The sequence below is a fragment of the Spirillospora sp. NPDC052269 genome (assembly GCF_040679435.1).
Classification (GTDB): domain Bacteria; phylum Actinomycetota; class Actinomycetes; order Streptosporangiales; family Streptosporangiaceae; genus Spirillospora.
Genome location: NZ_JBFAUU010000012.1, coordinates 144,679 through 163,464, shown reverse-complemented (window position 1 = coordinate 163,464; position 18,786 = coordinate 144,679). Strand labels below are relative to the sequence as shown.

Below are 18,786 nucleotides of genomic sequence, written 5' to 3'. Positions count from 1 at the left end.
ACGCGGCCACCGACCACCGGCGTCAGGCCCGAGTCCAGTCCTCGGCTCCGGCCCCCGGCTCGCGGCGTCAGGCCCGAGTCCAGTCCTCGGCTCCGGCCACCGACCACCGGCGTCAGGCCCGAGTCCAGTCCTCGGCTCCGGCCCCCGGCTCGCGGCGTCAGGCCCGAGTCCAGTCCTCGGCTCCGGCCCCCCGGCTCGCGGTCTCTGGCCTCAGGCCTGAGCCCCTCGGCCCCAGCCCAGGCCCCAGGCGAGGCTGCCGCGCAAGCAAGGGGGCCGCTCCCAGTCGGCACCCCAGCAAGGCGGCCGACTGACGGGATGCCGCCCGAAGGCCGAGATCTGTCTGGACGGGGCGCTGCGGGAGTCGCCGGGCATCACCGGCGGGCCGCGCCATCGGCGAGCGCCTGTGTATCCGCTAGTTCTTCGGAGGCCTCTGTGTGAAGAGAACTGGGCAGGAGCTTCGATCGAGGTGAGGCACTGAGAGTCGTCAGGCACCACCGGGCGCGAAACGCAGGGTCGGTGAGCTTCCGTCCGCCGCGGGGGTAGATCAGGAGGCTTGGTGGAGGGTCAGGCGCATGCAGGTGCCGGGGCCTTGGGGAGCGGGGTGGGCGGTGATGGTGCCCTGTTGGGCTTCGGTGAGGCGTTTGACGATGTAGAGACCGAGGCCGATGCCGCCGAAGCGGCGGCGGTCGCCGGCTTCGCCTTGGACGAAGCGTTCGAAGATGCGTTCGTGGTCGCCGGGGGCGATGCCGATGCCCTCGTCGGTGACGGTCACGATCAGGTTGGGACCCTCGGTGCAGGCGCGGACGCGGACGACGCCGCCGTCCGGGGAGTACTTGAAGGCGTTCTCCAGGAGCTGGCCCAGGACGATGTCGGTGGCGAGCGCGTCGCCCTGGCAGGACGGCAGGTCGGGGGCGAGCTCCAGCTCCACGTGGTGCAGCGGGGACAGGGACCGGAATCCGGCGACGACACCGCTGATGACGTGTGCGAGGTCGAACGCGTCGATGGTGACGGCGAGTTCGTCCGCGCCGGCGCGGGAGCCGAGCAGCAGGTGCTCCACCAGCCGTGCCAGGGACTCGGCGCGGTCGGCGATGGTGGCGACGGCGGTGCGGCGGTCGGGGTCGGGGAGCTCGTCCCAGCGGTTGACGAGCGTGCTGGCGAAGCCGCGCACGACCGTGATCGGGGTGCGCAGCTCGTGGCTGGTGGTCGCGAGGAACAGGTCCTTCGCCTCCTCCAGCGCCTTGGCCTCGGACACGTCGCGGAAGTCCACGACCAGCTCGTCGGTCTCGGCGACCTCGGCGGCCAGAACCTCCAGCCACACCCCGGACGGCAGCCGCAGCGTGCGGATGCTGCCGGGCGCGGGCGCGTCGAACGGCAGCGGGCCGCCGAGCACCTGCTCGGTCGGGACGCCGGTGAGCCGTGTCGCGGCCGGGTTCCACTGGCAGACCAGGCCGTCCCGGTCGAGCACGGCGATCCCGTCCGCGCTCGCGTCGATCACCGCGCGCTCGTGCGCGCGCTGCCGGACGGCCTCGGCGAAGGCGACGGCGTTGCCGACCGCGACTCCGGCGTGCCCGGCGAGCAGCTCCAGCAGTTCCAGCTCGGTGTGGCCGGGCCGGCGGCCGGAGAACAGCGCGTACAGCGCGCCGTACGGCCGGTTCTGCAGGTACGACAGGCCGAGCGTGATCGTGTGCAGGCCGGGCAGCTCCGACCAGATCAGGTCGCCGAGCCGCCGCTCACCTCCGGCGAGCTTGACCGTCTTGCCCGTCCGCAGCAGCTCACCGACCAGGCTGGACCGCAGGTCGGCGGTCGCGCCGCGCATCCGCTCGGGCAGCCCGGTCAGGCTGACCAGCCGCAGCCGCTCGCCCTCGATCCGGACGAACCCGGCCGCGTCGGCGCCGGTCAGCTCGATCAGCGCCGCGGTGATCCGGTCGAGCACCACGGCCAGGTCGAGCTCGGCGTTCAGGTCGGCGACGATGTCGTTGAGCCGCCGGACGAGCCGGGCCCGCTCGGCCATGTGATGCTGCGCGACCTCGTCCTCCTCCACCGGGTGGTAGACGCCGACCCAGCCGAGCGGCTCGCCGTGCGCGTCACGGAGCAGGCTCGTGTCGATCCGGACGTCGATCAGCGTCCCGTTCCGGCAGAACCGCCGTGTGGCGATCGAGATCCGGCCGGTGTCGCCCTCCCCGGCGCGCCGCGTGAGCAGCCGCTCCTGCACCGCGTTGTGCTCGGCGGTCAGCTCGTCCGGCACGATCGGAGGCACCCGCCCCATCATCTCGGCCGCCGTCCAGCCGAACATCCGCTCGGCCGCCGGGTTCCACACCGTCACGCGGTGCTCGTGATCCACGGCGACGATCGCGTCGGCGGCGCACTCGATGACGGCGCGCGCGATCGGGTCGTGAACCTGGAGCTGCACGCCCTCATGCTGCCACCGCATCACCTCGTCCTGCCGGGCAACCGCCTTTGAAAGGTCTCACCGCACCGTCCGCTCACTTCGAAAACCATCACCCCCTTCCGTCGCACAGGCACCTCCCGCACCCCCGCACGACATCCAGTCTCCGCTGCTCCAGGCACCAGGGAAAGCCAACCGGCGATCTGTGGATAACCCACAAAACTGCAGTTCAGGGCGCTCGGGTGCCCCCGCGTTCAGCCACGCTCGCCCCTGGGTCGACTGGGCGGTCACCTTCATGGCCAGGCAGGTGTTCTCGCCCTTGCGTCCGGTGGGCGGGCAGCTTCGTGTTCAGCCGCGCGTGCGCTTGGGCTGGCTGGGTGCGCATCTTCGCGTTCGGGTGGGTGTGCTCGCCTTTGCCGTTCGGCCGGGCGCGCAGTCTCGATGGGGGCGGTTGCTGGCCTGCGTGTTTGTGGCCTCGGGTCATGGGCCCGGCGTCGGGGCCATGACCCGAGGCCACAGGGTGGTGGTGCTGGGGTTAGGCGGGGGTGTCGGAGTTGGGGCGGTGGGTCAGGGGGGCCAGGAGGAGGGCGGCGGCCGCGGCGACCAGGAAGGAGAAGAGGGAGGCGCTCATCCAGGAGGCGGGGGTGAAGTGGAGGGTCTTCTGGACGTGCTGCCAGAGGTCGGTCCAGTGGGCGACGGTGCCCGGGTTGATCAGCTGGTAGACGACGATGCCGACGAGCCAGGCGACGATCATGTTCCAGCGGGCGGGGGCGGAGCGGGTGGTGTTCCAGCCGCGGCGTCCGCTGCCGAGGAAGAAGTCGGCGGCCAGGACACCCAGCATGGGGACGAACACCGAGCCGATCAGTGACAGGAAACCGGCGTAGTCGTTGATGTCCAGGGCCAGCGCGAGGACCGTGATCAGGACGCCCAGCGCGACCGACAGGACGCGGCGGTCGGCGCGCGGGACGAGGTTCTGGATCGACACGGCCGTGGAGTAGACGTTCGCGAACGACTGGTCGGCCTCCCGCAGGACGAAGATCGCGAAGATCAGTGCGCCCAGCGTGACGTGCAGGAACGGGTCGTAGATCCGGGACGAGTCGCCCGCGACCAGGGCCAGCGCGAACAGGCCGAGCACGTAGGCGATGATCTGGGTGATCGAGTAGCCGACCGTGGCCGCGCCGAAGGCGGCGCGCTGCGTCCGGGAGTGCCGGGTGTAGTCGGCGGCGACCGGGACCCACGAGATCGACACCGCGAGCGCGGCGTCCGCGCCGATCCAGAATCCGCCCCAGGAGCCCTGGTTCAGGTCGGGCAGCGGCTCGCGCAGCAGCTGGATGTAGAAGTAGACCAGCGCGACGCAGACCGCGACCGTCACATAGCGGCGCAGCAGGCGGACGGATCCGAGAGGCCAGATCGTCAGGACGGTCGTGATCACGCCCGCGGCGACCACGTAGACCCAGCGCGGCACGCCGTCGTAGAGGGCCCGTGCCGCGCCCGCGATGGTGATCAGCTCGAAGGTGCCCCAGCCGATCAGCTGCGCGACGTTCAGCAAGGTCGGCAGGTAGGACGGGCGGGCTCCGAACAGCCCGCGCAGCAGCACCATCGCGGGCTGGCCGGTGCGGGCGCCCGGGACGGCGGCCAGGCCCAGCATCAGGCCGCCGATCACCGTCCCGACGATCATCGCGGTGATGCCCGCGCTGATAGAGATGGTCGGCTTGCCGTCCGCGGTCGGCGCGAGGACGGTGTACGCGCCGGAGAACGCGAGGAGGCTGACACCGAGGTTGGCCCAGAAGGCCGACTGGTCCCAGAATCCCAGCACCCTGGGCGCGGGCTGGTCGAGGGTGTACGGGGCCTCGTCGCGCGGCGCGTCGACGGACTTCTGTTGCACAGCGGACACTGCACTCTCCCTACGCCGGCATTACCCGGACAGGTTCATGCGGTCGGCGGCGCCGCGTTCTGCCGCCCTCTCAGCCCGGTTGGCCCGAGCTCCCGCGGTGTTCCGTTAAGACGGGCAAATGGTACATCGAACGTTCCAGGGAGCGGAATGCCTCAAGGTCCGCCTCCCCCTCAGGCCACCGAACCCCCACCATCACGCGCCCCTCGCGCGCCAGACCCGCCCCCCGGGCCGCGCGGGCGCCGGGGCACGGTGTGTGGGGTCAGGCGATGTGCGGAGGTGTGTCGCCGTGGGAGTCCAGGGGGCGGCCTGACTCCTTCCAGCGCTTCATGCCGCCGTCGACGTTCCTGGCCATCCAGCCGGCCTGGTTCAGGGCGACGGTGACCTGGGCGGACCGCATCCCGGAGCGGCACACGACGAAGATCTCGCGGTCGCGGGGGATCTCGGCGGCGCGGTCGCTCAGCTCGCCCATGGGGATGTGCACCGCTTCCGGCGCGTGCCCGGCGTCCCATTCGTACTGCTCGCGGACGTCCAGCAGGTACGCGCCTTCCGGCACCTCGGCGGCGTCCACGGCCGGGACGTCGTTCCCGAAGCTCATCCGAACCTCCCAAGAGGCCCTCGCCGCGTGGGGCGGGGGCATTCGCAACCTACAGATCAGAGCACGAATCCCATCATGCTCCAGGACCTGGAACGGCCCGTGGCCCGCCCGCCCTTGTGCTGGTTCGCGCCCCCCGTCCGCGGGCCCGGACATACCCCCGGGTGGTCCGAGCTGGGGAAATCGACCCGAACGCGTGGAACCCTTCGGACGGCTGCAACGTCGAATCGTCTATGCGGTATCGGATGCTCCTTTTCACACCGGCCGCCCTGGCTCTGGTGATGTCGGCCGCCGCCTGCGGTTCCGAGAACGCCAAGTCGGGGACGTCGGTGACCCCGCCGAAGGACAAGGTCGCGCCCAGCGACTCCTCCGCGAACCACCTGACCGTCAGTGTCCGGGCGTCCGCCCAGGCTCCCGCGAAGACCTGGACGCTGACCTGCGATCCCACCGGCGGCGACCACCCGAAGGCGGCTCAGGCCTGCGCGGCCCTGGCCAAGGCCCCGGACGCCTTCAAACCCGTCCCGCCGGACATGATGTGCACCAAGATCTACGGCGGTCCGGAGGTCGCCACCGTCAAGGGCACCTGGCACGGCCAGGCGATCGACGCCAGGTTCAACCGGACGGACGGCTGCCAGCTGGCCCGGTGGAGCAAGATCGCTCCCCTGTTCGGCGACGTCCCGCCCGTCCGCTGACGCGTCGGCCCGCCGGTTGACGGCACGGCACGCTCCCTGAAGTGCCGGCCGGTCCGCTGACGGCCGACACGTTCGCCCACCGTCCCCGACCCATCCCGCCATGCCCGGCCGCGCCCGCTCCCAGCACGAGACCAGGGCGCGGCCGGCTCATGCTCGGCGCCGAGCACTGAGCCGGACGGGTCACTTGAGCAGGCGGGAGAGGCGGCGGTCGGCCAGGGGCTTGCCGCCGGTCTGGCAGGTCGGGCAGTACTGGAGGGACGAGTCGGCGAACGAGACCTCGCGGATGGTGTCGCCGCAGACGGGGCATTTCTCGCCGGTGCGGCCGTGGACGCGGAGGCCGGTCTTCTTCTCGGCCTTGAGGTCCTGCGCGGCGAGGCCCTCGGAGCGGGCGACGGCGTCGCGCAGGGTATCGACGATGGCGTCGTGGAGGGTCTGGATCTCCTCGTCGGTGAGGCTGCCCGCGATCTTGAACGGGGACATCCTCGCGACGTGCAGGACCTCGTCGGAGTAGGCGTTGCCGATGCCCGCGACGATCTTCTGGTCGCGCAGCAGGCCCTTGATCTGGGTGCGTTTGCCGCGGACGATGCCGGCGAGCGCCTCCACCGTGAAGGACGGGGCGAGCGGGTCGGGGCCGAGGCCGGCGACGCCCTCCACATCGGACGGGTCGCGCACGACATAGACGGCCAGGCCCTTCTTCGTCCCGGCCTCGGTGAGGTCGAAGCCGGAGCCGTCGTCGAGGTGGACGCGCAGGGCGAGCGGGTTCTTGCCGCCGGGGCGGACGGGCTTGACGGGCACCTGGTCGCGCCAGCGCAGCCACCCGGCGCGGGCCAGGTGGACGACCAGGTGCAGCCCGTCCACGTCGAGGTCGAGGAACTTGCCGTGCCGGGCAACCCCGGTGATCGTGAGCCCGCCGAGGGACGTGACCGGCGGGTCGTAGGTCTTGAGCGCGGAGATGGCGAGAACATCGACGCGGGCGACGGCGTGGCCGACCGCGCGTTCCCGCAGGAACGCGGCCAGCGACTCGACCTCGGGAAGCTCGGGCATGCTTCACAGTATCCGAGGCGGGGCGTCGTCCACAGTGTTGTGGAAAGCTGTGGAAAACCCTGTGCACAACGCCGGTATCCCCGGTACGAACGACGTTCGCGTCGGATATACCTTGGCAAATGCCACCGATCCGGCGCCCGCGCGCGGCCGCCGAGACTCGGGACATGTGGATAACCGGCCCGTCAGGGGCCGTCCGGAGGGCCTCCCGAGGCCGCCGGATCGGCCGTCCGGAGGGCGGAGCCGGCGGGACGTATCACCAGACGGCACCGCAATGTGACGTGAGTCTCGCAATAACCCCTAGGGGGTAGGGGTTGTCACCGGCGTGACCCTGTGGCAACATAAGGGCCACGAGATACCCCCAGGGGGTACTTCGGAGGACATCGCAACCGAGCACCGAGGAGTCAGGGACATGAGCACCGCCACCTACACCGTCACCGGAATGACCTGCGGCCACTGCGTCGGCTCGGTCAAGCAGGAGGTCGGCTCGATCGACGGCGTCACCGACGTCCAGGTGGAGCTGGCGAGCGGCAAGGTCACCGTCACCAGCGCCGCCGCGCTGGACGACGCCGCCTTCCGCGCCGCCATCGACGAGGCCGGATACGAGGTCGCCTGACCCGGTGGGACCGGTGCCGCGGCGGCCCGGGCGAACACGGGACGCCGCGGCACCTGACGCCGCCGGATCAGGCCGAAGGACGGGATGACGATGAACACGACGACGAGGGTCGGCGCGTACGTGCTGGGCCTGGCGGCCGTCTTCGGCGGCGCGCTGGGGATCGGGACGGTGACCGGAACCGTGGGTGCGAAAGCGGAGACGGGACATCACATGAACGCTGAGAGCGGGGATGACATGAGCGGCGAGCACGGCGGACACGGAGCGCACGGCGGGCACGGCGGCGGGGGTACCCCCGGGGGGCTCCTGGTCACGGACGGCGGTTACACGCTGGCCCCGCAGACCAGCACCGTCACCCCAGGACAGAAGACCGACTTCCGGTTCACCGTGAACGGGCCGGACGGCAAGCCGGTCACCCGCTACACCCCGCTGCACGGCAAGGACCTGCACCTGATCCTGGCCCGCCGGGACCTGTCGGGCTTCCAGCACCTGCACCCGACCGCGGTCGGCGGCGGCGTCTGGTCCGTCCCGATCACGCTGACCGACGCGGGCACCTACCGCTTCTTCACCGACGTGCAGCCGGTGGGCGCCGAGAAGCAGCTCACCCTGGGCACCGACATCTTCGCGCCGGGCGACTTCCAGCCCAAGGCCGTCCCGCAGCCGGAGCAGGTCTTCAAGGTCGACGGCTACGAGGTGACGCTGAAGGGCGAGCTGAAGGCCGGCGAGCCGAGCCCGCTGACCCTGAGCGTCAGCAAGGACGGGCAGCAGGTCACCGACCTGGACCCGTACCTCGAGGCGTACGGCCACCTGGTCGCGCTGCGCAGTGCAGACCTCGCCTACCTGCACGTCCACCCGGAGGGCGCGCCCGGCGACGGCAAGACCAAGCCCGGCCCGGACATCACCTTCGACGCGGACGTGCCGAGCGCCGGCACCTACCGCCTCTACCTGGACTTCAGCCACGGGGGAACGGTCCGCACGGCCGAGTTCACCGCCGTCGCCAAGTAACCCGCCACACGGCAACCCCCCACCACGGACCCCACCCCCCCCAAGACGCGTAGCAGCGGAAGCGCGGACGCGCCGGAACCGCGAAAGGAGCAGCGATGGCCACGACAGCCCCTCCCTCAGGCCACATCGAGCTGGCGATCGGCGGGATGACCTGCGCTTCCTGCGCCGCCCGCATCGAGAAGAAGCTCAACCGGATGGACGGTGTCACCGCCACCGTCAACTATGCGACCGAGAAGGCCACGGTTCAGTTCCCCGAGGGGGTGACCGCCGATGACCTGATCGCGACCGTCGTGAAGACCGGCTACACCGCCGAGCTTCCGAAGCCGCCGCGAGGCTCCGGGGCCGACTCGGACGCGGACGCCGAGCCGGTGGACGAGCTGAAGCCGCTGCGCCAGCGGCTGATCACCGCGCTGGTGCTGTCGGTCCCGGTGATCATCCTGGCGATGGTCCCGGCCCTGCAGTTCAAGAACTGGCAGTGGATGTCGCTGGTGCTGGCCGCGCCGGTCGTCGTCTACGCGGGATGGCCGTTCCACCGGGCCGCCTGGACGAACCTGCGGCACGGCGCCGCGACGATGGACACGCTGGTCAGCCTGGGCACGCTCGCCGCGTTCGGCTGGTCGCTGTGGGCGCTGTTCCTCGGCAACGCGGGCACGCCGGGCATGAAGCACGGCTTCGAGTTCTCGATGACCCGCTCGGACGGCTCGTCCAACATCTACCTGGAGGCGGCGTCCGGCGTCATCGCCTTCATCCTGGCCGGACGGTACTTCGAGGCGCGCTCCAAGCGGCGCGCCGGGGCCGCCCTGCGCACCCTGCTCGAGCTGGGCGCCAAGGACGTCGCGGTGATCCGAGGCGGCTCCGAGCAGCGCATCCCGATCGACCAGCTCAACGTCGGCGACGTGTTCGTCGTCCGGCCCGGCGAGAAGATCGCCACCGACGGTGTCGTCGAGGAGGGCACGTCCGCCGTGGACGCCTCCCTGCTCACCGGCGAGTCGGTGCCGGTGGAGGTCTCGCCCGGCGACGCGGTCGTCGGCGCGACGGTGAACGCGGGCGGACGGCTGCTCGTCCGCGCCAGCCGGGTCGGCTCCGACACCCAGCTCGCGCAGATGGCCAAGCTGGTCGAGGACGCGCAGACCGGCAAGGCCCAGGTGCAGCGCCTCGCGGACCGGATCTCCGGGGTGTTCGTGCCGATCGTGATCGCGCTCGCCATCGCGACGCTCGGCTTCTGGCTCGGCACCGGCGACGGCACCGCCGCCGCCTTCACCGCCGCGGTGGCCGTCCTGATCATCGCCTGCCCGTGCGCTCTGGGCCTGGCCACTCCGACCGCGCTGCTGGTCGGGACGGGCCGGGGCGCCCAGATGGGCATCCTGATCAAGGGCCCCGAGGTCCTCGAGTCGACCCGCAAGGTGGACACCGTCGTCCTGGACAAGACCGGCACTGTGACCAGCGGCCGGATGGCGCTCGTCAAGGTCGTCGTCGACCCCGCCGCCGAGACCGGCGAGGAGCAGGTCCTGCGGCTGGCCGGGGCGCTGGAGGACGCGTCGGAGCACCCGATCGCCCAGGCGATCGCCAAGGGCGCGACCGAGCGGGTCGGCGAGCTCCCCAAGGTGGACGACTTCGGCAACATCGAGGGTCTGGGCGTCCAGGGCGTGGTGGACGGGCACGGCGTGCTCGTCGGCCGGCCGAAGCTGCTCGCCGAGTGGGAGCAGCACCTGACCCCCGAGCTGGAGTCGGCGATGGCCGACGCCGCCTCCCGCGGTGAGACCGCCGTGGCGGTCGGCTGGGACGGCAAGGCCCGCGCGGTCCTGACCGTCGCGGACCAGATCAAGCCGACCTCCGCCGAGGCGATCACGCAGCTGCGGGCCCTGGGCCTGCGGCCGGTGCTGCTCACCGGCGACAACGAGGCGGTGGCGCGGACGGTCGCGGACCAGGTCGGCATCGACGAGGTGATCGCCGAGGTCATGCCGTCCGACAAGGTGGACGTGGTCAAGCGGCTGCAGGCCGAGGGCCGGACGGTCGCGATGGTCGGGGACGGTGTCAACGACGCCGCCGCCCTCGCCCAGGCCGACCTGGGCCTGGCGATGGGAACCGGCACGGACGCGGCGATCGAGGCGTCCGATCTGACCCTGGTCCGCGGCGACCTGCGGTCGGCGGCCGACGCGATCCGCCTCTCCCGCAAGACGCTCGGCACCATCAAGGGCAACCTGTTCTGGGCCTTCGCCTACAACGTGGCGGCCCTGCCGCTCGCGGCGACCGGCCTGCTCAACCCGATGATCGCGGGCGGCGCCATGGCCTTCTCGTCGGTCTTCGTGGTGAGCAACAGCCTCCGCCTCCGGCGGTTCCGCCCGCTCACCGAGAACGCCTGACAGCGGTCTCCACCAGCGCCTGACACCGGGCGCGCACGAGGAGGTCCGGCCCTTCGGGGCCGGGCCTCCTTCGTTGTGTTTCCCGGACGTTTGATTCAGAAGCGGCGGACGGTTGATCCCGGTGGTTCGGACGGGGCTGGGATGCCGTTCCGGGGCAATTCCGGATAGGCGTCCGATCAACCCGCAGGTCGCCTTATTCCGGTGTTGGTCACTATCTGTGGCCGCATGTGGTCAGACAGGTTGAGAACGAAAGATCGCTGGTCATGCTGATGGCGTTCGTCGGGGACGAGGCGCCGGAGCCGACTGGGGAACCGGTCGCGTGGGGGCGGCGCGGGGGGTGGCTGTGAACGATCCGAGCAGTGCCGTGGGCGAGTGCCGGCTGTGCGGCGCGAAGGGCCTGGCGAGCGTCGTCGACCTCGGGGCCACGCCGCCCTGCGAGCTGTTCCTGACGGCCGACCGGCTGGACGCGCCGGAGGTGACCTACCCGCTGCACCTGCGGGTGTGCCGGGAGTGCCGGCTGGCGCAGCTCCCGCCGCTGATCACGCCCGAGGAGACGTTCACCGAGTACGCGTACTTCTCGTCCTACTCCGACTCGTGGGTGCGGCACGCGAAGGCGTTCGTGGACGCGGCCGTCGAACGGGTCGCGCCGCGGTTCGTGGTGGAGGTCGCCAGTAATGACGGATACCTCCTGCGGCACGTGGTCGAAAAGGGCGTCCGATGCCTGGGAATCGAACCGTCCGCGAATGTGGGCGAGGCGGCCCGGGAGAAGGGCGTCCCGACGCTGACCGAGTTCCTTACCGAGGAGACCGGGCAACGGGTCAGGGACGAGAACGGGCCGGCCGATCTCGTCGTGGCGAACAACGTCTACGCGCACATTCCGGACATCGTCGGGTTCACGAAGGGCCTGCGCGCGCTCGTCGCGGACGACGGATGGGTGTCGATCGAGGTCCAGTACCTCGCGACGCTCATGGAGCTCGGCCAGTACGACACGATCTACCACGAGCATTTCCAGTACTACACGGTCGCGTCCGCGCAGCGCGCGCTCGCGAGCGGCGGGCTCACCCTTGTGGACATCGAGCTGCTGCCCACGCACGGCGGTTCGATCCGCCTGTGGGCTCGTCCGGACGGTGAGCCCAGTGCGCGCGTGCACGAGCTGCTGCAGAAGGAACGCGAACAGGGGCTCCACAGCAACAAGGGGTACGCGGCGTTCGCGGAGCGCGTCGCCAAGGTGCGACGGGACCTGCTGAAGTTCCTCATAGTCGCCGCTGAGGATGGCAGGACGGTCGTCGGATACGGGGCTCCGGGCAAGGGCAACACCTTGCTGAACCACTGCGGCGTCCGCTCCGACCTCCTTGCCTACACGGTCGATCGGAACCCGTACAAGCACGGCCGGTTCACTCCCGGGACCCGGATTCCGATCCTTCCGCCTGAGCGGATCGCCGAGGACCGTCCCGACTACGTGCTCGTCCTACCGTGGAACCTCCGGGACGAACTTTCCGAGCAACTCGCCTATGTGAGCGCCTGGGGTGGACGGCTCGTCTTCCCCATCCCCGAACTGGACGTCGTGGACGTCGGAGACGTCCTGGAAGCCGAAGACGTCCTGAGCGCCGGGGACGCCGAGGAGGTCGGGGCGTGAAGGTCGTCCTGTTCTGCGGCGGGCTCGGGATGCGGATGCGCGCCGGCACGCCCGGCGACGTCCCCAAGCCGATGCAGCTGGTCGGGCCGCGTCCGCTTCTGTGGCACGTCATGCGGTACTACGCCCACTTCGGGCACACCGAGTTCATCCTGTGCCTCGGCCACGCGCCGCACCACATCAAGGACTTCTTCGTCCACTACTCGGAGACGCACTCCAACGACTTCCGGCTGCGCGGCGGGCGGGTCGAGCTGCTGTCCACCGACATCTCCGACTGGCAGATCACGTTCGTGGACACCGGGGCCGAGTCGCCGATCGGCGAGCGGCTCCGGCGCGTCCGGCACCATCTGGACGGGGACGAGATGTTCCTCGCCAACTACGCCGACGTGCTCACCGACGCCCCGCTGCCGGACATGATCGACCGGTTCGCCGCGACGGACGCGGGCGCGTCGATGATGGTGGTCCCGCCGACCGACTCGTTCCACTGCGTCGAACTCGGCTCGGACGGCCGCGCGTCCGGCATCACCCCGGTCACCGAGATGCCAGTGTGGATCAACGGCGGCTACTTCGTCCTGCGCCAGGACGTCTTCGACCACATCCCCGAGGGCGGCGACCTCGTCGCGGACGGCTGCGCGGCCCTCGCCAAGACCGGCGGGTTGCTCACCTACCCCTACCGGGGCTACTGGCGTCCCACCGACACCGTGAAGGAGCGCCTCGCGCTGGACGAGGGGTACCTGCGCGGCGACCGCCCCTGGGCGGTCTGGGAACGGTGACACGGCCCGCGGCGGCTCCGCCGCAATCGAACACTGCGGCTCCGCCGCAGGGTGACACGGCGGCGCAGCCGCGCGAGGCGTTACGGCGCGCGATGGGACGGCCCTCCGGCTCGGCACGGGTCCGGACGGGCAGAGGGAACCGCGGCTCAGGCGGGCCGCGGGGCGGTGTAGGGAACCGCGCCTCCGGTGAGGCGCGGGGTGGTGTGAGGCTCGCGGCTCGGGTGAGGCGCGGGGTGGAGGCGCCGGACGGGCCCGGGGCGGGGCTCGGACGGGCGGACGCGGCCACGGCCGGGGGGTGGTGGCGGTGACCGGGACGAGGAAACGATGATCAGACTGACGCCGGGCCACTGCTCGGAGATCCTGCTGCTCGGAGCGCACTGCGACGACGTGCCGATCGGGGCGGGCGGGACGCTGCTGCAGCTCTGCCGGGCCAACCCCGGGCTCAGCGTGCGGGCGCTGATCCTGTCGGGTGCCGGGACGGTGCGCGAGGCCGAGGAGCGGGAGGCGCTGGACGCGTTCTGCCCGAAGGCGCGGCTGGAGGTGGCCGTCCTCGACATGCCGGACGGCCGGCTGCCCGCGTACTGGGAGCGCACGAAGGAGGCCCTGGAGGAGGTGCGGCGCGGCTGCGAGCCGGACCTGATCCTCGCGCCGACCGCGACCGACGCCCACCAGGACCACCGCGGGCTCGCCAAGCTCGTCCCGACGGTGTTCCGCGACCACATGACGCTCGGCTACGAGATCCTCAAGTGGGAGTCGGACCTCCTGCAGCCCGAGGTGTTCGTGCCGCTGGACGAGTCCGTGGTCGCCGAGAAGATCGACCTCCTGCGCAGCTCCTATCCCTCACAACACGACCGTTCCTGGTTCGACGACGAGACGTTCCGCGGCCTCGCGCGCGTGCGCGGGGTGCAGGCGGGCGACCGCTACGCCGAGGGCTTTCACACCAGCAAACTCACCCTCCGATTCTGAGGAGCTGCCGTGCGCGTCCTGCTCACCGGCCACCAGGGGTATCTCGGCACGGTCATGGCGCCCGTGCTGACCGAGGCCGGGCACGAGGTCACCGGCCTCGACTCCGGGCTGTTCGCCGACTGCGTGCTCGGGCCGCCTCCGGGCGACCCGCGCGCGCTGGCCGTCGACCTCCGGGACGCCGGGGCCGAGGCCCTCGCCGGGTTCGACGCGGTGGTGCATCTGGCGGCGCTGTCGAACGATCCCCTGGGGTCGCTGCGCCCGGAGATCACCTACGACATCAACCACCACGCCGCGTCCCGGCTCGCCCGGCTGGCCCGGGAGGCCGGGGTGCGGCGCTTCCTCTACGCCTCGACGTGCTCGGTGTACGGCGCGAGCGGCGACTCGCTGGTGGACGAGGAGGCCCCGCTGCGCCCCGTCACTCCGTACGCCGAGTCCAAGGTACGAGTCGAGGACGACATTTTCGGGCTCGCCGACGACGACTTCTCCCCCGTCTCGCTGCGCAACGCGACGGCGTTCGGGTTCTCGCCGCGGTTGCGCGCCGACATCGTGCTCAACAACCTCGTCGGGCACGCGTTGCTGTCCGGTGTCGTGAAGGTGCTGTCGGACGGGACTCCGTGGCGTCCGCTCGTGCACGCGCGGGATATCGCCGCCGCGTTCGGCGCCGTCCTGGACGCTCCGCGTGAGGCCGTCCATGCGAGGGCGTTCAACGTGGGGACCGAGCGCAACAACCTTCAGGTCGCGCAGATCGCGGAACACGTGCGGGAGGCCGTCCCGGACGCCGAGCTGGTCATCACGGGGGAGACGGGTGGGGACCCGCGTTCCTACCGGGTGGACTTCGCGCGCATACGAGATGCGCTTCCCGGCTTCGACTGCGCCTGGTCCGTCGCGGACGGCGCCAGGGAACTGGCCGCGAAGTACCGCGAGCACGGGTTGACGCAGGAGGCGTTCGACCGCCGCTTCACGCGCCTTGCGCGCCTGGCCGATCGCCGTGAGGCGGGCACGCTCGACGAGGACTTCAGGACCACTCGGTCATGACACCGGACGAGATGCATGCTCTGGTGGAGCGGCTGTATCCGCTCTGCCGGAGCATCACGGGGGACGGTGTCCGGCGCACCCTCGACATCGTGGGGGAGTACCTGCCGTCCCTGCGCGCGCACGAGGTCCCGACCGGGACGGACGTGCTCGACTGGACGATCCCTCGTGAGTGGAACATCCGTGACGCCTACATCAAGGACGTTGCGACAGGGGAGCGCGTCGTCGATTTCCAGGCGCTGAACCTCCACGTGGTCGGCTACAGCACGCCCGTGCACGAGACGATGACGATGGACGAGCTGGCACCGCATCTCCATACGCTTCCCGACCGGCCATCCCTGGTCCCCTACAGGACGAGCTATTACGCCGAGACGTGGGGCTTCTGTCTGAGCGAGGAGACCCGCGCGTCCATGGGGGACGGGCCGTTCGAGGTTTTCGTCGACTCCACCTTGGAGGACGGCCACCTCACCTATGGCGAGGCCGTCATTCCGGGAACCAGCGATAGGGAAGTGCTGATTTCCTGTCACGTCTGCCACCCGTCCCTAGCGAACGACAACCTGGCCGGGATCGCGGTGGCGGTCGCATTGGCGCAGCGGCTTCACGAGCCTCGCCACACCTTCCGCTTCATCTTCGCGCCGGGAACCATCGGGGCGATTACATGGCTGGCCCGCAACCGGTCACGCGTGGATGCCATCGCGCATGGGCTGACCCTCGCGTGCGCAGGAGACGAAGGCCAGATTCATTACAAGAGGAGTCGGCAGGGCGACGCGTCCATAGACCGGGCCTTCAAGCATGTGCTTCGCGGGCGTCCGCACACGGTTCTCGACTTCTCCCCCTACGGGTACGACGAGCGCCAGTACTGCTCCCCCGGATTCGACCTCCCGGTGGGCTCGCTTGCGCGGACTCCGTATGCGCGATACCCCGAGTACCACACGTCCGGGGACAATCCCTCGTTCGTCTCCCCCGCGGCCATGAGCGACACGCTCGAAACGCTCTGGCAGGCCGTTCAGGTGCTGGAGCGCGACCGGACGTACCTGAACCTCAGTCCCTTTGGCGAACCCCAGCTGGGACGCCGCGGCCTCTATGGGGCCCTCGGCGGACGCAGCGATACCGAGCAAGCCCAGATGGCGATGCTGTGGGTGCTGAACCAGTCCGACGGGCTGCACGGCCTCCTCGACATCGCGGACCGATCCGACCTGCCGTTCGCCACCGTCGCCGACGCCGCCGACGCCCTGTGCGACGCCGGACTCCTCAAGGAGCTGGAACCATGACCGAGGTCAAGACCGGGCCCGACGGTGGGCGGAAGGCCGGCTTGAAGGCGGGGGACGTCGTCGAGGTGCGCGGTGCGGAGGAGATCCTCGCGACCCTCGACGAGCGGGGCGAGCTGGACGGCCTGCCGTTCATGCCGGAGATGCTGGCGTACTGCGGGCGCCGGATGACCGTCCACAAGGTCGCGCACAAGCTCTGCGACACGATCAGCCGTTCCGGTATGCGGCGCATGGAGAGCGCCGTCCACCTCGCTGAGGCGCGCTGCGACGGGTCGTCCCATGGCGGCTGCCAGACCGCGTGCTCGCTCTACTGGAAAGAGGCCTGGCTCAAGCCCGCCGGCTCGGGTGCCGCCGCTGTGCCGGGGCCCGTGCCCGCCGAGCAGGACGAGGGCGTGCGCAAGCTGCTTCCCCTGCTCGAGGTCAACACGCGCAAGGAACCGGACGTGGACGGCGAGGTCCGCTACTCGTGCCAGGCCACCGAGCTCCTGCGTGCCGCGCCGGAGCGGGTCGGCGTGAAGAACGTCAGCCAGTTCGTGGACGACGTCCGCACTGGCAACAACACGATCGGCGAGTCCGTCAGGGCGTTCTTCATCGGCGGCTACAACCGCTACCAGGACATCACGCGCGCGCGTCTGCCGAAGCCTCTGCTCATCAACAAGGGCCTGCGCTGGGCCCTCTTCGAGGGAGCCGTCGACGGCCGCACCCCTGTGGAGACCCTGGACCTCAAGCCGGGCGAGCTCGTCCGCATCAAGTCGCGCGCCGAAATCATCAAGACGCTCAACAAGGACCTGCTCAACCGCGGCATGGGCTTCGAGAACGAGATGGCCCGGCACTGTGGCAAGACGGCTCGTGTGCGCGCGCGGGTGGAGAAGGTCCTCGACGAGCGCACCGGACGCCTCCTCACCATGAGAACCCCCTGCATCATCCTCGAAGGGCTGGTCTGTGAGGGGGCCTACAACTTCAACTGTCCGCGCGAGTTCGTCCCCTTCTGGCGGGAGATCTGGCTGGAACGCGTCCAGGACGCGCCTTGAGCGACGACGATGACGGCAGCGGGGCTGCCGAGCGGTCGCTGGGGGCCAAGACCCGGCGCGGGCTGAGCTGGAGCCTGTTGGGCACGGTCGGGACGAAGGCCGGCTCGTTCGCGCTCAACCTCGTGCTCGCACGGTTGCTGGCGCCCAGGGACTTCGGGGTCTTCGCCATCGCGCTAGCGGCATGGGCGTTCCTCATCCATGTGAACGACGCGGGCATCATCGCGGCGGTCGTCCAATGGCGCGGCAAGCTCGAGGAGATGGCGCCTACAGCGGCCGTCCTGGCGTTCGCTTCCAGTGCACTCGTCTATGTGGCGTGCTGGTTCGCGGCTCCGTACTACGCACACCTGGCCGACAGCGATGCCGCCACTGGGCCGATCCGTTTGCTGTGCATCGTCGTCGTCGTGGACGGGATCACGGCCGTCCGCAGCGGTTCGCTCATGCGCGCGTTCAGGCAGGACACGCTCGTCAAGGCGAATCTCGTGGGACTGGTGTGCCAGGCGCCCGTCGCCGTCGTTCTGGCGCTTTCGGACTTCGGCCCCTACAGCTTCGTGTGGGGACAGGTCGTGGCGTCCGTCGTCGCGGGCGTGCTCATCATGAAGTGGGCGGACGTCCCGGCGGAGTTCGGGTTCGACCGGGCGGTCGCCCGGCGGCTGCTGCGCTTCGGGCTGCCGCTCGCCGCGTCCCTCGGCATCGAGTCCGTGCTGCTCAACGCCGACTACGTGATCGTCGGGCACGTCCTCGGGACGGTCGCGATCGGCTACTACATGATCGCGTTCAACGTCTCGAGCTGGGTGCCGACGCTGATCGGGCAGGCGATCCGGTACGTGTCCACGGCCGCGTTCTCGCGGCTCGCCGAACGGGACGACCCCGACTCGCTGTCCGACGGCGTCCGGCGCAGCCTGCCGCTGCTGCTGGCGTTCGTGTTCCCGGCGGCCGTCCTGCTCGCGACGCTCGCGAAGCCGCTGCTGGCGTTCCTGTACGGCGCGCGGTGGACGCCCGGCGCGGTCGTGCTCGGGTTCCTCGCGATCCTGATGGCCGTCCGGATGATCACGTCGCTGACGTTCGACGTGCTCACCGCGGCCGGACGCACCCGCGCGACGATGTGGCTGAACCTCGCCTGGGTCGTCGTGCTCGTCCCGGCGCTGCTCGCGGGCGTGCGGCTGGACGGGATCCGCGGCGTCGGCGCGGCGCACGCGCTGGTCGGCGTGGCCGTCGCGCTGCCGCTCGCGCTCGCCGCGCTGCACCGGGCAGGCGTCCGGCTGGGACCGGCGCTGCCCGAGCTCGCTCGTCCGGCCGTCTCCGCGGCGGTCATGGCTGTCGTCGTGATCGGCGCCGACCACGCCGTATCCGCGGCGTTCGGGCAGGTCGCGGCGGCGCGGCTCGTCGTCGCCGGCGGCCTCGGAATCCTCGCCTACCTGCTGTTCGCCGTCCCGAAGGACGCGTTCCGGCGCGTCGCGCATCGACTTCCGATCCCCGCTCTGTCCAAGGAGGGCTGAC

Annotated in this window: 15 protein-coding genes and 1 riboswitch; of the genes, 11 read left to right on the top strand and 4 right to left on the bottom strand. The window is 70.8% G+C overall.

Annotated elements, in window-relative coordinates:
• Window positions 1-544: 544 nt before the first annotated feature.
• From AB0L06_RS25960 to AB0L06_RS25950, 3 genes are all read right to left on the bottom strand, one after another.
• Window positions 545-2,410, bottom strand: a complete 1,866-nt coding sequence (locus AB0L06_RS25960) for a sensor histidine kinase (RefSeq protein WP_500233694.1) — start codon at window positions 2,408-2,410, stop codon at window positions 545-547.
• Between the two features lie 511 nt (window positions 2,411-2,921).
• Entirely contained in the window at window positions 2,922-4,280 is a 1,359-nt protein-coding gene (locus AB0L06_RS25955) for a purine-cytosine permease family protein (RefSeq protein ID WP_500233693.1), read from the bottom strand.
• Window positions 4,270-4,386: riboswitch (TPP riboswitch) on the bottom strand. It overlaps the preceding gene by 11 nt.
• A gap of 153 nt (window positions 4,387-4,539) precedes the next feature.
• Window positions 4,540-4,875: a rhodanese-like domain-containing protein gene (locus AB0L06_RS25950; RefSeq protein WP_500233692.1), complete on the bottom strand. Its 336-nt coding sequence runs from the start codon at window positions 4,873-4,875 to the stop codon at window positions 4,540-4,542.
• A 242-nt stretch (window positions 4,876-5,117) separates the two neighbouring features.
• Here AB0L06_RS25950 and AB0L06_RS25945 point away from each other — a divergent pair, with 242 nt between their 5' ends.
• Entirely contained in the window at window positions 5,118-5,564 is a 447-nt protein-coding gene (locus AB0L06_RS25945) for an SSI family serine proteinase inhibitor (RefSeq protein ID WP_500233691.1), read from the top strand.
• 180 nt (window positions 5,565-5,744) lie between these two features.
• Here the strand turns inward: AB0L06_RS25945 and AB0L06_RS25940 are convergent, their stop codons facing one another.
• Window positions 5,745-6,608: an Fpg/Nei family DNA glycosylase gene (locus AB0L06_RS25940; protein ID WP_500233690.1), complete on the bottom strand. Its 864-nt coding sequence runs from the start codon at window positions 6,606-6,608 to the stop codon at window positions 5,745-5,747.
• Window positions 6,609-7,017: 409 nt separating this feature from the next.
• Here AB0L06_RS25940 and AB0L06_RS25935 point away from each other — a divergent pair, with 409 nt between their 5' ends.
• The 10 genes from AB0L06_RS25935 (at window position 7,018) to AB0L06_RS25890 (ending at window position 18,785) form a co-directional block, all read left to right on the top strand.
• Entirely contained in the window at window positions 7,018-7,221 is a 204-nt protein-coding gene (locus AB0L06_RS25935; RefSeq protein ID WP_500233689.1) for a heavy-metal-associated domain-containing protein, read from the top strand.
• A gap of 90 nt (window positions 7,222-7,311) precedes the next feature.
• Complete coding sequence (locus AB0L06_RS25930; protein WP_500233688.1) at window positions 7,312-8,223, top strand: DUF8832 domain-containing protein; 912 nt, start codon at window positions 7,312-7,314, stop codon at window positions 8,221-8,223.
• A 95-nt stretch (window positions 8,224-8,318) separates the two neighbouring features.
• The gene (locus AB0L06_RS25925) at window positions 8,319-10,586 is read left to right on the top strand and encodes a heavy metal translocating P-type ATPase (protein ID WP_500233687.1); all 2,268 of its coding nucleotides are present in this window, start codon (window positions 8,319-8,321) and stop codon (window positions 10,584-10,586) included.
• Between the two features lie 343 nt (window positions 10,587-10,929).
• Window positions 10,930-12,222 (top strand): methyltransferase domain-containing protein, encoded by a 1,293-nt coding sequence (locus AB0L06_RS25920; protein WP_500233686.1) that lies wholly within the window; start codon window positions 10,930-10,932, stop codon window positions 12,220-12,222.
• Window positions 12,219-12,992 carry a glycosyltransferase family protein gene (locus AB0L06_RS25915; protein WP_500233685.1) on the top strand — a complete coding sequence of 258 codons (774 nt, stop codon included), beginning with the start codon at window positions 12,219-12,221 and terminating at the stop codon, window positions 12,990-12,992. Before AB0L06_RS25920 ends, AB0L06_RS25915 begins: the two co-directional genes overlap by 4 nt.
• A 324-nt stretch (window positions 12,993-13,316) precedes the next feature.
• Window positions 13,317-13,958 carry a PIG-L deacetylase family protein gene (locus AB0L06_RS25910; RefSeq protein ID WP_500233684.1) on the top strand — a complete coding sequence of 214 codons (642 nt, stop codon included), beginning with the start codon at window positions 13,317-13,319 and terminating at the stop codon, window positions 13,956-13,958.
• A 9-nt stretch (window positions 13,959-13,967) separates the two neighbouring features.
• Window positions 13,968-14,993, top strand: a complete 1,026-nt coding sequence (locus AB0L06_RS25905) for an NAD-dependent epimerase/dehydratase family protein (protein ID WP_500233683.1) — start codon at window positions 13,968-13,970, stop codon at window positions 14,991-14,993.
• A complete protein-coding gene (locus AB0L06_RS25900; protein WP_500233682.1) occupies window positions 14,990-16,261 on the top strand; it encodes a DUF4910 domain-containing protein in 1,272 nt (423 codons plus the stop codon). Before AB0L06_RS25905 ends, AB0L06_RS25900 begins: the two co-directional genes overlap by 4 nt.
• Window positions 16,258-17,289, top strand: coding sequence for a hypothetical protein (locus AB0L06_RS25895; protein WP_500233681.1), 1,032 nt, complete (start codon window positions 16,258-16,260; stop codon window positions 17,287-17,289). The genes AB0L06_RS25900 and AB0L06_RS25895 overlap by 4 nt, the downstream gene beginning before the upstream one ends.
• Window positions 17,286-18,785, top strand: a complete 1,500-nt coding sequence (locus AB0L06_RS25890; RefSeq protein WP_500233680.1) for a lipopolysaccharide biosynthesis protein — start codon at window positions 17,286-17,288, stop codon at window positions 18,783-18,785. The genes AB0L06_RS25895 and AB0L06_RS25890 overlap by 4 nt, the downstream gene beginning before the upstream one ends.
• Window position 18,786 lies beyond the last annotated feature (1 nt).

Excerpts from the sequence above, each read along its gene's own strand:
- AB0L06_RS25950 (WP_500233692.1), bottom strand. The coding sequence starts at position 4,875 with ATGAGCTTCGGGAACGACGTCCCGGCCGTGGACGCCGCCGAGGTGCCG.
- AB0L06_RS25945 (WP_500233691.1), top strand. The coding sequence starts at position 5,118 with ATGCTCCTTTTCACACCGGCCGCCCTGGCTCTGGTGATGTCGGCCGCC.
- AB0L06_RS25940 (WP_500233690.1), bottom strand. The coding sequence starts at position 6,608 with ATGCCCGAGCTTCCCGAGGTCGAGTCGCTGGCCGCGTTCCTGCGGGAA.
- AB0L06_RS25935 (WP_500233689.1), top strand. The coding sequence starts at position 7,018 with ATGAGCACCGCCACCTACACCGTCACCGGAATGACCTGCGGCCACTGC.
- AB0L06_RS25930 (WP_500233688.1), top strand. The coding sequence starts at position 7,312 with ATGAACACGACGACGAGGGTCGGCGCGTACGTGCTGGGCCTGGCGGCC.
- AB0L06_RS25925 (WP_500233687.1), top strand. The coding sequence starts at position 8,319 with ATGGCCACGACAGCCCCTCCCTCAGGCCACATCGAGCTGGCGATCGGC.
- AB0L06_RS25910 (WP_500233684.1), top strand. The coding sequence starts at position 13,317 with ATGATCAGACTGACGCCGGGCCACTGCTCGGAGATCCTGCTGCTCGGA.
- AB0L06_RS25900 (WP_500233682.1), top strand. The coding sequence starts at position 14,990 with ATGACACCGGACGAGATGCATGCTCTGGTGGAGCGGCTGTATCCGCTC.
- AB0L06_RS25895 (WP_500233681.1), top strand. The coding sequence starts at position 16,258 with ATGACCGAGGTCAAGACCGGGCCCGACGGTGGGCGGAAGGCCGGCTTG.